This window comes from Telluria beijingensis, assembly GCF_030770395.1.
GTDB classification, from domain to species: domain Bacteria; phylum Pseudomonadota; class Gammaproteobacteria; order Burkholderiales; family Burkholderiaceae_D; genus Telluria; species Telluria beijingensis.
Window position 1 is genome coordinate 2,794,587 of the sequence record NZ_CP132480.1, and the last position, 13,582, is coordinate 2,808,168.

Consider the following 13,582-nt stretch of genomic DNA (forward strand, 5'->3'; position numbering starts at 1 on the left):
AAAACGACACTTTTTTGCCTAGCTGACGCAGGCCAACGAGAATCTACCTTTCAAGACGGGATCCAGGCGATGAACACCATGACCGATATGGGCGAACAGTTGGACGTCAAGCTGCTGCTCACCACGTTGATGGCCTTGAAGAAGGGCGATTTTTCGGTGCGCATGCCGGATGACTGGACCGGCGTGTCGGGCAAGATCGCCGACACGCTGAACGACATCATCGAGACCAAGCAGAAGATGGTGGAGACCGTCACCGAAGTCTCGCGCGTGGTGGGCCGCGAAGGTCACCTGACCCAGCGCGCCGACCTGCCGGGCGTGGTAGGCGGCTGGAGCACCATGATCAGCTCGGTCAACACCCTGATCGACGACCTGGTGCGCCCGACCACCGAGATGGCGCGCGTGATCGGCGCCGTGGCCAAGGGCGACCTGTCGCAGACCATGGCGCTTGAAGTCGACGGCCACCCGCTCAAGGGCCAGTACCTGCGCGCGGCGATGACCGCCAATACGATGGTCGAACAGCTGTCCTCGTTCTCGTCGGAGGTCACGCGCGTGGCGCGCGAAGTCGGCACCGAAGGTAAACTCGGCGGCCAGGCACAGGTGAAAGGCGTGGCCGGCACCTGGAAGGACTTGACCGACTCGGTCAACTCGATGGCCGGCAACCTGACCTCGCAGGTGCGCAACATCGCCGAAGTGACGACCGCGGTGGCCAACGGCGACCTGTCCAAGAAGATCACGGTCGACGTGCGCGGCGAGATCCTGCAATTGAAGGACACCATCAACGTGATGGTGGACCAGCTGCGCTCCTTCGCCTCGGAAGTGACGCGGGTGGCGCGCGAGGTCGGCACCGAGGGTAAACTCGGCGGCCAGGCCTATGTGCCGGGCGTGGCCGGCACCTGGAAGGACTTGACCGACAACGTCAACTTCATGGCGTCGAACCTCACCGGCCAGGTGAGGAATATCGCGGCGGTGACGACTGCGGTGGCGAACGGCGACCTGTCCAAGAAGATCACGGTGGACGTGAAAGGTGAAATTCTCGAGCTGAAGAACACCATCAACGTGATGGTGGACCAGCTGTCCTCGTTCGCCTCCGAAGTGACGCGGGTAGCGCGCGAGGTCGGCACCGAAGGGAAACTCGGCGGCCAGGCAATGGTGAAAGGCGTGGCCGGCACCTGGAAGGACTTGACCGACTCGGTCAACTCGATGGCCGGCAACCTGACCGGCCAGGTGCGCAATATCGCCGACGTGACGACGGCGGTGGCGAACGGCGACCTGTCCAAGAAGATCACGGTCGACGTGAAAGGCGAGATTCTCGAGCTGAAGAACACCATCAACGTGATGGTCGACCAGCTGAACTCCTTCGCCAGCGAGGTGACGCGGGTAGCGCGCGAGGTCGGCACCGAAGGTAAGCTCGGCGGCCAGGCGAACGTGCCGGGCGTGGCCGGCACCTGGAAGGACTTGACCGACGGCGTGAACTCGATGGCGGGCAACCTGACGGCCCAGGTCCGTAATATCGCGGACGTGACGACCGCGGTGGCGAACGGCGACCTGTCCAAGAAAATCACGGTCGACGTCAAGGGCGAAATTCTCGAACTGAAGAACACCATCAATGTGATGGTCGACCAGCTGTCCTCGTTCGCATCGGAAGTGACGCGGGTGGCGCGCGAGGTCGGCACCGAAGGCAAGCTCGGCGGCCAGGCCTATGTGCCGGGCGTGGGCGGCACCTGGAAGGACTTGACCGATAACGTCAACTTCATGGCCTCGAACCTGACCGGCCAGGTGAGGAATATCGCGGCCGTGACCACCGCGGTCGCGCGCGGCGACCTGTCCAAGAAGATCACGGTCGACGTGAAGGGCGAGATTCTCGAGCTGAAGGACACCATCAACGTGATGGTGGACCAGTTGTCGTCGTTCGCGTCCGAAGTGACGCGGGTGGCGCGCGAAGTCGGCACCGAGGGCAAGCTCGGCGGCCAGGCGAATGTGTCGGGCGTGGCGGGCACCTGGAAGGACTTGACGGAAAACGTCAACCAGCTGGCGGCGAACCTGACCAACCAGATGCGCGCGATCGGCGAGGTGGCGACCGCGGTGACCCGCGGCGACCTGTCGCGTTCGATCCAGGTGGAAGCGCGCGGCGAGGTGTCCTACCTGAAGGACAATATCAACGAGATGATCCGCAACCTGAAGGAGACCACGCAGAAGAACGCGCAGCAGGACTGGTTGAAGACCAATCTTGCGAGGTTTACCCGCCTGCTGCAGGGCCAGCGCGACCTGCAGGCGGTGACCAAGCTGATCCTGTCGGAGCTGGCGCCGCTGGTCTCGGCCCACCACGGCGTGTTCTACATGATGGACTCGCAAGAGATCGACTCGCGCCTGCGCATGATCGCCAGCTATGGCTACCGCTCGAGCCGCAAGCTGCCGACCTCCTTCCTGCCGGGCGAAGGTTTGGTGGGCCAGTGCGCGCTGGAGAAGACCCGCATCTGGCTCACCGACGTGCCGCGCGACTACATCGTGGTGTCGTCCGGCCTGGGCTCGGCGCCGCCGAACAATATCGTGGTGCTGCCGATCCTGTTCGAGCAGCAGGTCAAGGCGGTGATCGAGATCGCCTCGCTCGACCGCTTTACCGAAACCCACCTGTCCTTCCTCGACCAGCTGATGGAATCGATCGGCGTGGTCTTGAACACGATCGAGGCCAATAGCCGCACCGAGTCGCTGCTGACCCAGTCGCAATCGCTGGCCCAGGAACTGCAGCAGACGAACCAGGAACTGGCCGAGAAGGCGCGCCTGCTGTCCGAGCAGAATATCGAGGTGGAACGCAAGAACCGCGAGGTGGAGCAGGCCAAGCTGGCGCTGGAAGAAAAAGCGACCCAGCTGGCGCTGTCCTCGAAGTACAAGTCCGAATTCCTGGCCAATATGTCGCACGAGCTGCGGACGCCGCTGAACTCGCTGCTGATCCTGGCCCAGCAGCTGTCGGACAACCCCGAGGGCAATCTGTCCGGCAAGCAGGTGGAATTCGCGAAGACGATCTACGGCTCCGGTTCCGACCTGCTCACGCTGATTAACGACATCCTCGACCTGTCGAAGATCGAGTCGGGCACCGTCACGCTGGACGTGTCGGAATACCGCTTCTCGAACCTGCGCAACTATGTCGACCGCACTTTCAGACACATGGCGGAGGCCAAGCACCTGGGCTTCCAGGTGGACCTGGCCGAGAACCTGCCGACGGCGGTGATGACCGACACCACGCGCCTGCAGCAGGTGCTCAAGAACCTGCTGTCGAATGCCTTCAAGTTCACGAGTCACGGCCAGGTCTCGCTGGGCATCAGCCTGGTGACCAGCGGCTGGACCGCCGACCACCCGAACCTGGAGCATGCCGACGCGGTGCTGGCATTCTCGGTCTACGATACCGGCGTGGGCATCCCGGCCGACAAGCTGCAGCTGATCTTCGAAGCTTTCCAGCAGGCCGACGGCTCGACCGCCCGCAAATACGGCGGCACGGGCCTGGGCCTGTCGATCTCGCGCGAACTGGCGCGCCTGCTGGGCGGCGAAATCCGCGTCGAATCGACCGTCAACGTCGGTTCGGTGTTTACCTTGTACCTGCCCTATAACCGGGCCGGCTTCATCAACTACGAGCAGGCGCGCCAGCCGCAGCCGGCGCGCCTGGCGCCGCCGCTGAACCTGCCCGCACCGCTGGTGCCGGTGCTGCAGGAGAACAGCGAAGTGGCGGCGCTCGACCTGACCGCCGACCTGCTCGATCCGAGCGGCGCCGTGGTCGAATATGCGAGCGTGCTGGACGACCGCGGCCTGGTGACGCCGGGCGACCCGTCGGTGCTGATCGTCGAGGACGACGAACGCTTCGCCAAGGTGGTGCTGGAATTCGCACGAGAGAAAAACTTCAAGGCGATTGTTACCCACCGTGGCGATTCGACCCTGTCGCTGGCGCGCGATTACCTGCCGTCGGCGATCCTGCTCGACCTCGACCTGCCCGATATCGACGGCTTCACGGTGCTCGATCGCCTGAAGCGCGACCCGAGCACGCGCCACATCCCGGTGCACGTGATGTCGTCCCTGCGCGAACGCGAACGCGCGCTGCGCCAGGGCGCGATCTCGTACATCAACAAGCCGGTCGAGCGCGACGCGCTGAAGGAAGAATTCAAGCGCATCCAGAAATTCCTGATGGGCGGCAAGCGCAGCCTGCTGGTGGTCGAGGACGATCCGGCCCAGCGCGAATCGATCGTCAACCTGATCGGCAATAACGACATCCACATGGTCACGGTCGACCATGGCGCGGCCGCGCTCGAGGCCCTGCAGTCGTCGCACTTCGACTGCATGGTGCTCGACCTGACGCTGCCCGACATCTCGGGCTTCGACCTGCTCGACCAGATCGGCCGCAACGAGCGCCTGCGCGACCTGCCGATCGTGATCTACACGGCCCAGGAACTCACGCGCAAGGAAGTCACGAAGCTCAAGCGCTATGCCAAGACCATCGTGATCAAGGATGCGCGCTCGCCCGAGCGCCTGCTGGACGAGACGGCGCTGTTCCTGCACCGCTCCCAGGCCAGCCTGCCCGAGACCCAGCGCAGGATGCTGGAAGAGATCCACGCCCTCGATTCGGGCCTGGCCGGGCGCAAGGTGCTGATCGTCGACGACGACCTGCGCAACATCTTCGCCCTGTCGACGCTGCTCGAGCGCCAGCAGATGCAGGTGCTGTTCGCCGAGAACGGCCGCGACGGCATCGAGGTGCTGGAGAAGGATCCCGGCATCGAGATCGTCCTGATGGACATCATGATGCCCGAGATGGACGGCTACGACACGATGCGCGCGATCCGCCGCATCCCGAAATTCCGCTCGCTGCCGATCATCACCTTGACTGCGAAAGCGATGAAGGGCGACCGCGACAAATGCATCGCGGCCGGCGCCTCGGACTACATCACGAAGCCGGTCGACGTGGCGCAGCTGCTGTCGATGATGCGCGTCTGGCTGCATTGAGGCCGCGGTGAACGCGTTGACTGGATTGCCGCTCGACGCCGGCCTGGCCGAGCTCGAGCTCGAGCTGCTGCTCGAGGCGCTGTACCAGCGCTTCGGCTTCGACTACCGCAGCCATGAGCGCGCTGCCGTGCGCGCCCGGCTGGCCGAATTCCTGCACCGGCGCGAACTGCCGACCCTGTCGCGCCTGCAGGAACAGGTGCTGCACGCGCCCGGCGCCGCCCTCAGCGTGGTGCGCGCGCTGGCGGTGCAGCCGGCCGCCCTGTTCGACCGGCCTGACTGGGCCCGACGCCAGCGCCGTGCGCTGGCCGACAGCCTGCGGCCGACCGCGCTGCCGAAGGTCTGGCTGCCCGAGGCGGCCGGCGTGGGCGAGGCCTGGACCCTGGCGGTGTTGCTGGCCGAGGAAAAGCTGTACGGGCGCACCGAGGTGTTCGCAACCCTGGCCAGCGACGAGCTGCTGTACGAGGCGCGCGAGGCCACCCTGCCCGCCGCGCAGCTGCTCGACGCCCAGCGCGGCTACGAAGCCAGCGGCGGCCAGGGACGGCTGGCCGACTACTTCGAGGTCAGCGACGGCCGCGCGCGCCTGCTGCCGCGGCTGCGCGAACGCATCACCTGGCTGCAGTATTGCCTGGTGACGGATGGGTCGTTCAACGAATTCCACGCCATCGTCTGCTGCCGCGCCCTGCCCGATTTCGGACCGGTGCTGCGCCAGCGGGTGCTGCGGCTGTTCCGGGACAGCCTGGCCTTGTTCGGGGTGATGGGGATCGACCGAGAACTCATGGCGGAGGATGTGGCGGCGGACGACTACCGGCCGCTGTTCGAGGATGGCGCCTGGTACAAGCGCGTGCGGTGACGTGGGCAGCGAATCCGTCCGCGTTACGCCACCACCGACCTTTCCGCGGTCATCCACGCATCGATCCGGTCCGCCACGCCCGGCCGCAGGTGCAGCCCCAGCTTGGTGCGGCGCCACAGCACATCCCGGGCGCTGGCGGCCCACTCGTGCCGCATCAGGTAGCGCAGCTCGGCCTCGTACAGGCCGGGAGCCACTTCGAGGCCAAGGTCGGCCAGCGCCCCGCAACCGGCCAGCAGCACGTCCACCCGCGTGCCATAGGCGCGCGCATAGCGCAGCGCCAGCGGCTTGGGCAGCCAGGCGTGGCGCCGCTGCAGCGCCGCCACCCAGCGGTCGAATTCCAGCACGCCGCGCGCGTCCGGCCCGGGGCCGAACAGGTCGCCGCCCGGCAGAACCGCATCCGCCGTCCAGGCGCCGCTGGGCGTCGTGCCCAGCAACGGCGCGATCCAGTCGACAGCTTCCTCGGACAGCTTGCGGTAGGTGGTGACCTTGCCGCCGAAGACCGACAGCAGGGGCGGCCCGTCGGCGTCGTGCTCGAGGAAGTAGTCGCGCGTGGCCGCCGCCGCGCTGCCGGCGTCGTCGTCCAGCAGCGGGCGCACGCCGGAGTAACTCCATACCACATCGCCTGGCGCAAGCTGCCGCCTGAAATAGCGGTTGGCCAGTTCGCACAGATAGCGCGTCTCGTCCTCGGAGATCGCCACCGCGCCAGGGTCGCCCGCGAAATCGACGTCGGTGGTGCCGACCAGGGTAAACGCTTCCTCGTAGGGAATGGCGAACACGACCCTGCCATCGGCATGCTGGAACAGGTAGGCGCAGCTGTGTTCGAACAGGCGCGGCACGACGATATGGCTGCCCTTGATCAGGCGCAGCGCGCGGTGCGGGGCCACGCGGTTGGCGCGCTGGGCGAAACGCGCCGCCCATGGGCCGGCGGCGTTGACGAGGCCGCGCGCGCGCACGGTCAATGGCGCGCCATCCTGCGTGATGCGGGCCTCCCAGTGCGCGGCGCGCCGGATCGCCTCGTCGCAGGCGGCATGGGTGAGCACGCGCGCGCCGCGCTCGTGGGCGTCGAGGGCATTGAGCACCACCAGGCGCGCATCGTCGACCCAGCCGTCCGAATACGCAAAGGCGCGCGTAAACTCTGGCTTGAGCGGGGCGCCGGCGCGGTGGCCGGCCAGGTCGATCGCGTTCGACGCCGGCAGGAAGGCGCGCGGCGCCAGGCGGTCGTAGAGGAACAGGCCGGCGCGGATCAGCCAGGCCGGGCGCTGTCCCGGCACGTGCGGCATCACGAAGCGCAGCGGGCGCATGATGTGGGGCGCGCTCTTGAGCAGGGTTTCGCGCTCGGCCAGCGCCTTGCGCACCAGGCCGAACTCGCGGTATTCGAGGTAGCGCAGGCCGCCGTGAATCAGCTTGCTGGACGCGGACGAGGTGTGGGCGCCCAGGTCGTCCTTCTCGCACAGCACCACCGACAAGCCGCGCCCGGCGGCGTCGCGCGCGATGCCGGCGCCGTTGATGCCGCCGCCGACCACCAGCAAGTCGCAATCGATCGTCAGGTTCGCTTCCATGGATCTCCTTCGCGCGGCATGGCGCCATCCGGCCCAGTGTAGGCGGCGCCGGGCCCCATGCGTTTGCCTGCATCAATTATGCGGGGAATAGGCAGGGCGATGTGTAAAATCGCCACATGCACATCCTTTCCAACCCAGACCAGACCCGCGCCTGGGTCCGCATGCCGTCCGGCCGCCGCCTCGACCTTCTCGATCCGACACCCCTCGACTGGGACGACGCCGACCTGGCGCTCGGCCTGGCCCGCACCTATCGCTGGGGCGGCCATTCGGCCTGGCCGCTGCCGCTGTCGGTGGCCCAGCACTCGATCAGCGTCATGCTGCTGCGCCGCGCCGCCAGCCCGGCAATCACGCCGCTGGAAGAATTGCGCGAACTGCTGCACGACGCCGAGGAAGGCCTGCTCGGCTTCGATGCGATCTCGGTCATCAAGCCCTTCCTGGGCGAAGCCTTCCGGGCGCTGACCAAGCGCCTCGAGCACATGGTGTTCCTGCGCTACGGCCTGCCGGCCTGGGATGCGCGCAGCCACGCGGCGCACAAGCGCGCCGACCGCCTGGCCGCCGCCACCGAGGCGGTGCACGTGGCCGGCTGGTCGCGCGAAGAAGTGCGGCGCACCCTCAAGATCCGGGCCGAGGTGCTGGCCGAGGATCCGCTCGCCGCCCGCTACGATTGCCGGCCGTGGGAACCGTGGGCCCCTGGACTGGCCTGCGAACGCTTCCTGGCCGAGCTCGATCGCCTGAAAGTCAGTGCCCATGGATGACCTCATGGAAAACGTCGTCCGAGCCTGCACCTTGGTGGACAACGCCGACGGCCTGTTGATCGCGGCCGGCGCCGGCATCGGCGTCGATTCGGGCCTGCCCGACTTTCGCGGCAATGCCGGGTTCTGGAAAGCCTATCCACCATTGGCCGAGCGCGGCCTGCCGTTTCGCGAGATGGCCAATCCGGCCAGCTTCGCGCGCGATCCGCGCCTGGCCTGGGGCTTCTATGGCCACCGGCTCGACCTGTACCGGCGCACGCGGCCGCATGCGGGCTTCGCGATCTTGCGTGCGCTGGGCGAACGCATGCGCCATGGCAGCTTCGTCTTCACCAGCAATGTCGACGGCCAGTTCCAGCGCGCCGGCTTCGCCCCGGATCGGATCGCCGAATGCCATGGCACGATCCACCACCTGCAATGCAGCCGTCCCTGCCGCGACACGACCTGGCCGGCCGATGGATTCGCACCCGAGGTCGACCTTGCGCGCTGCACGCTGCTGTCGCCATTGCCTGGCTGCCCACACTGCGGCGCGCTGGCGCGGCCAAACATCCTGATGTTCAACGACATGGCCTGGGTCGATGTGCCCAGCGACGCCCAGCTCATGCGGCTGGAACGCTGGCGCACCGGAGTCGAGCGGCTGGCGGTGATCGAGCTGGGGGCCGGCACCGACCTGCCCTCGGTGCGCCGGTTTACCGAGTCGCACGGCGTGCCGGCGATCCGCATCAATCCACGCGAACACCGGATCGTGCGCGGCGTCGGCCTGGCCATGGGCGCGCTTGCGGCAATGCAGGCGATCGCACAGGAAATGAGTATTGATGTCAGTTAATACTGAACACTAAGTGGCTGATTTCATTCAGCCTTTTGGCCTATCCACAAGAAATGTGGATAACTGTGTGGAAAAGCGCCACTTGACAAGCCGCAAGCGCAGTATTGATGCGGGTTTCAACAAAATGCCCGTTCTGAAGGCAAAAAAAACCTCCCGAAAAATCAATCACTTGCACGTGCACTACTTCTGCACATCCATGTCATATACGGCAAACTCCTACAAATGTGGGGCACGGGGGATAAGTCGTCAATCTGCGCCCATCTGTCGTCATTTCCATGCGTTCCGGGCCCGGTCGCGCACCATCATGCGAATCGAGTCGGGCATCGGCGTGCGCAGCTCGCGCTTGTCGGCGCTGAGCCAGGCGCATTCCTCGAAATGCCTGAGCATGACCGGGGTGATGAAGCGCGTGCGCGCCGCATAGACATGGCGGTCGCCCATGCTGGATTGCTGCTTGATGAAAAAACGGTTCGGCACCACCAGGTGCAGGTTCTCGCGCGCCCGCGTCATCGCCACGTAGAGCAGGCGCCGCTCTTCTTCGATGTCTTCCTGGCTGCCGGTGGCCATGTCGGAGGGAATGCAGCCGTCGACGACGTTCAGCACGTGCACCGATTTCCACTCCTGGCCCTTGCTCGAATGGATGGTCGACAGGATCACGTAATCTTCGTCGAGCAGCGGCGCGCCGGCGCGGTCGCTGGTGGCCTCGGGCGGGTCGAGCGTGATCTCGGCCAGGAAGCTCTCGCGGTTGCCGTAGCCGCCGGACAGCGCCACCAATTGATCGAGGTCGGCCGCGCGCACCTGCGCATCGTCGTGCAGGCGCTCCAGATGCGGCTGGTACCAAGTGCGCGCCAGTTCCAGGTCCAGCGGCCAGCGCAGGCCAGGCGTGCGCAGGCGCCGGTACAGCACGCAAAACGCCTGCCAGTCGGTCTTGCTGCGCGCCGGCACCGGGAAGGCCTCGAGCGCCGCCGCCGCATCATTGCTCGTGCCGGCCGCCTCGACCAGGCGCGAGGCGGTGGTCTGGCCGATGCCGGGAATCAGCTGCAGCGCCCGAAAGCCGGCCAGTCTGCCGCTCGGGTTCTGGGCAAAGCGCAGCAGGGCCAGCACGTCCTTGATGTGAGACGCCTCGAGGAACTTGAGGCCGCCGAATTTCACGAAGGGGATGTTGCGGCGCATGAGTTCGAGCTCGAGCGCGGCGCTATGGCTGGCGGCGCGGAACAGCACCGCCTGCGACTTGAGCGTTACGCCCGCCTCGCGCTGCTCGAGGATGCGATTGCAGACCCAGCGCGCCTGCTCGGCTTCGTCGGGGATCAGCACCAGTTGCGGCTTGATGCTCGATGCCTTGTCGGTCCACAGCGTCTTGGCATGGCGCTCGAGCGCGGCGCCGATCACGGCATTCGAGGCGTCCAGGATCGGCTGCGTGGAGCGGTAGTTGCGCTCCAGCGTGATCAGGTGGGCCGGCTGCGAGAACTGGCCGGGGAAGTCGAGGATATTGCGCACCGTGGCGCCGCGGAAACCGTAGATCGACTGGGCGTCGTCGCCGACCACCATCACGCCTTTACCATCGGGCTTCATGCCGGTGACGATGGCGGCCTGCAGCCGGTTGGTGTCCTGGTACTCGTCGACCAGCACGTGGTCGAACAGCGCGCCGAGTTCAAGCCCCAGCACCGGATCGGCCGCCATCTCGGCCCAGAACAGCAGCAGGTCGTCGTAGTCGAGCACGTTCTGTTCCTGCTTGGCGTCGACGTAGGCGCCGAACAGCGTCTTGAGTTGCGCTTCCCATTCGCTACACCAGGGGAAGAAGGCTTGCAGCACCTGGTCCAGCGGCTCGCGGCCGTTGACCGCGCGCGAATAGATCGACAGGCAGGTGCCCTTCAAGGGAAGGCGTTTTTCCGTCCGGTCGAGGCCGATCTCGTGGCGCACCATGCCCATCAGGTCTTCGGCGTCGCCGCGATCATGGATGGTGAACGCCGGGTCGAGGCCGATGCGGCCGGCGAACTCGCGCAGCAGGCGCGCGCCGATGCTGTGAAAGGTGCCGGCCCAGGGCAGGCTGACCGGCGCCTGGTTCCCGCCACGGCCGAACAGGCGGTGCAGCACGCCGCCGGCGCGCTGGGTCATCTCGCTGGCTGCGCGGCGCGAAAACGTGAGCAGCAGGATGCGCTGCGGATCGGCGCCGGACTGGATCAGGCGCGCCACCCGGTGCGCCAGCGTATTGGTCTTGCCGGAACCGGCGCCGGCCACCACCAGCAGCGGACGCGGCGCGTCCGCCCCGACGTCGTGCTCGACCGCCGCCCGCTGTTCGGGATTCAGGCTGGCGAACGGGTCTTCGGTGGCGGTGACGGCGGGTTCGGCGACGGCGGACATGGGAGGCGGAAGCAGGAAATGCCATACTGTACATTTATCCAGTCTCGCGCCGCAAGCGAAAAATGCGGCGCCCCACGAAGGCCATCACATGTTGTCAATAATGACATTAAAAATGACCTCAGCATTCGGCGCCAAGTTGCGGATTATCAAGACGTTTTTTGGATATCCACAAAGTCTGTGAATAAGTGTGTGGAAAAGCGGGGGCTTGACACGCTGGAGGCGGCCTGCCGTGCGGGTTTCAACAATTTGCCTATTGGGAAGGCAATCTCGTTTCCGCTGAAAATCAAGGGTTTACGTGCCCTGTTGCTCCCCAGACACTGCGCGTGTCGCAACGAATTTGCAAGCCAAATATGTGCACAACCGAAAGTCCCTGCCCCATCAGGCGGGCGCGCGCCTGCGCTCCGGCTCGAGCACCACGCGCTCGATGACCTGCGGACGTACGCCCTGCGACTTGAGGTATTCGACCGCCGGCATGATGCCGGACTCGCGCAAGGTGGCGATGCCGCGCGCCACAATGTCGCGATGGAGAATATTGCGCCTGAGCTCAGAAGTGGCGGCAAGGCGTTGGTTGATTTCCCGTGCGCGGAATGGACTCATGGCGCATGTCTCCAGTGGGTTATGTCGATGACGCATCACGATTATTGGCGATGCGGAGCCGAAGTCAATGTCAAACCTGTATCAACATGCCTATTTCGCGGGTAACGCCACCATCTTCGCTGCGCTGCGCCGCCCGTGCGCCATCCTGCCTACAATCTGGGCCAACGACCAACGACGAGGACATACATGAGCATCCAGCCCAACCTGAATCCCGGCGACGACGCCGCCCCCGGCACGCCAGGCGCCGGCGAAGACATCTGCGACGCCTGCGCCGGCCGCGGCACGCTGGCCGATGGCAAGCCCTGCCCGCAGTGCGGCGGCACCGGCCGCGTGATGGAAGGCATCGGCGGCGGCTGAGCACCCATTCACGCCGGGTAGCTCGTGGACAGGATGCGGGGCGAGCGGCGATAATCGCGGGATGAGCGCATCACCCCTCCCCGCACCACCCGTCCCGCCCATGCAGGAACCCGACCGCCCACGTCCGAACTCCCTGACCGACCTGTTCGTCTCATTCACGCTGATCGCCCTGCAGGGCTTCGGCGGCGTCTTGGCCGTGATCCAGCAGCAAGTGGTCGAGCGCAAGCGCTGGATGAGCAACGAGGAATTCATCGAAGAGTGGTCGGTGGCCCAGATCATGCCCGGCCCGAATGTCTGCAACCTGGCGATGATGATCGGCAGCCGCCACTTCGGCCTGGCCGGCGCCCTGAGCGCGCTGGCCGGCATCCTCGCGGTGCCGCTGGTCCTGGTGCTGGGCCTGGCCCTGGTCTACGCGCAGTTCGCCTCCCAGCCGCAGGTGCAGGGCGCCCTGCGCGGCATGGCCGCCGTCGCCGCCGGCCTGATCGCCGCCACCGGCCTGCGCATGTCGGTGGCGCTCGCCAGGAATGCGATTCCCCTCGCCGTCTGCATCGCGATCGCCGCCACCGGCTTCGTGCTGCTGGCCTGGTTCCGGGCGCCGCTGGCAGTCGTGATCGCCATGCTCGGCGGCCTCGGCTGCGTGCTGGCCTGGCGCGGGCTCAAGCCATGAACACGCCCGCCCTCGTATTCGGCTGGCACGACTGGCTCAATCTGTTCGTCCACTTCCTGATGCTGTCCATGATGTCGCTGGGCGGCGCGATCTCGACCACGTCCGAGATGCAGCGCTATCTGGTCGAGCGCCAGGGCTGGCTGAGCCAGACCCAGTTCGCCGACTCCGTGGCTTTGGCCCAATCGTCGCCGGGACCGAACGTGCTCTTCGTGGCCCTGCTCGGCTGGAACGTCGGGCTCAATACCGGCAGCATGACGGCCGCGCTGGCCGGAGTCGCGATCTCCATGATCGGCATCATGCTGCCCTCGACCGTGTTTACTTACCAGGTGGCGCAATGGGCGCACCGCAACCGCACGCTGCGCGCGGTGCGCGCCTTCAAGCAGGGCATGGCGCCGCTGGTGATCGCCATGCTGCTATCCACCGCCTGGCTGCTGGCCACCGGCGGCGGCAAAGGCGGCGAGCACAACGACAACTGGCCCCTGTGGCTGCTGACGGCGGTCACCGCCATCGTCGTCTGGCGCACCCGGCTGCACCTGCTGTGGATGCTGGCGGCGGGGGCATTGCTCGGCGCACTGGGCGTGGTCTAGGGGCAGCCGGACAGCAACCAATTGGTGCTGCCTCGTGCACTCAACCGCA

10 protein-coding genes are annotated in these 13,582 nt (G+C 66.3%); 7 read left to right on the plus strand and 3 right to left on the minus strand.

Annotation, left to right across the window (positions count from 1 at the left end; genetic code table 11):
- The first annotated feature begins 69 nt into the window (after positions 1-69).
- Both Q9246_RS12440 and Q9246_RS12445 read left to right on the plus strand, forming a co-directional pair.
- Positions 70-4,983 carry a response regulator gene (locus tag Q9246_RS12440; RefSeq protein ID WP_306397853.1) on the plus strand — a complete coding sequence of 1,638 codons (4,914 nt, stop codon included), beginning with the start codon at positions 70-72 and terminating at the stop codon, positions 4,981-4,983.
- A gap of 7 nt (positions 4,984-4,990) precedes the next feature.
- Entirely contained in the window at positions 4,991-5,833 is an 843-nt protein-coding gene (locus Q9246_RS12445; protein WP_306397854.1) for a protein-glutamate O-methyltransferase CheR, read from the plus strand.
- Between the two features lie 23 nt (positions 5,834-5,856).
- On the opposite strand, the gene glpD is transcribed toward Q9246_RS12445, so the two are convergent.
- Positions 5,857-7,392 (minus strand): glycerol-3-phosphate dehydrogenase, encoded by a 1,536-nt coding sequence (glpD, locus tag Q9246_RS12450; RefSeq protein WP_306397855.1) that lies wholly within the window; start codon positions 7,390-7,392, stop codon positions 5,857-5,859.
- Between the two features lie 116 nt (positions 7,393-7,508).
- Here glpD and Q9246_RS12455 point away from each other — a divergent pair, with 116 nt between their 5' ends.
- Positions 7,509-8,147 (plus strand): phosphohydrolase, encoded by a 639-nt coding sequence (locus tag Q9246_RS12455; protein ID WP_306397856.1) that lies wholly within the window; start codon positions 7,509-7,511, stop codon positions 8,145-8,147.
- Positions 8,148-8,151: 4 nt separating this feature from the next.
- Positions 8,152-8,967 (plus strand): SIR2 family NAD-dependent protein deacylase, encoded by an 816-nt coding sequence (locus Q9246_RS12460; protein WP_306397857.1) that lies wholly within the window; start codon positions 8,152-8,154, stop codon positions 8,965-8,967.
- A gap of 267 nt (positions 8,968-9,234) precedes the next feature.
- Here the strand turns inward: Q9246_RS12460 and Q9246_RS12465 are convergent, their stop codons facing one another.
- Together Q9246_RS12465 and Q9246_RS12470 are read right to left on the minus strand one after the other, a co-directional pair.
- On the minus strand, positions 9,235-11,325 hold the full coding sequence (locus Q9246_RS12465) for an ATP-dependent helicase (RefSeq protein ID WP_306397858.1): 2,091 nt from the start codon (positions 11,323-11,325) through the stop codon (positions 9,235-9,237).
- A gap of 378 nt (positions 11,326-11,703) precedes the next feature.
- Positions 11,704-11,922, minus strand: coding sequence for a hypothetical protein (locus tag Q9246_RS12470; RefSeq protein WP_306397859.1), 219 nt, complete (start codon positions 11,920-11,922; stop codon positions 11,704-11,706).
- Positions 11,923-12,108: 186 nt separating this feature from the next.
- On the opposite strand from Q9246_RS12470, the gene Q9246_RS12475 reads away from it, so the two are divergent.
- The 3 genes from Q9246_RS12475 to Q9246_RS12485 all read left to right on the plus strand — a co-directional run bounded on the left by Q9246_RS12475 (position 12,109) and on the right by Q9246_RS12485 (position 13,533).
- On the plus strand, positions 12,109-12,279 hold the full coding sequence (locus Q9246_RS12475; RefSeq protein WP_306397860.1) for a hypothetical protein: 171 nt from the start codon (positions 12,109-12,111) through the stop codon (positions 12,277-12,279).
- Positions 12,280-12,340: 61 nt separating this feature from the next.
- Positions 12,341-12,946, plus strand: coding sequence for a chromate transporter (locus Q9246_RS12480; RefSeq protein WP_306397861.1), 606 nt, complete (start codon positions 12,341-12,343; stop codon positions 12,944-12,946).
- On the plus strand, positions 12,943-13,533 hold the full coding sequence (locus tag Q9246_RS12485; RefSeq protein ID WP_306397862.1) for a chromate transporter: 591 nt from the start codon (positions 12,943-12,945) through the stop codon (positions 13,531-13,533). The genes Q9246_RS12480 and Q9246_RS12485 overlap by 4 nt, the downstream gene beginning before the upstream one ends.
- The last annotated feature ends 49 nt before the right edge of the window (positions 13,534-13,582 follow it).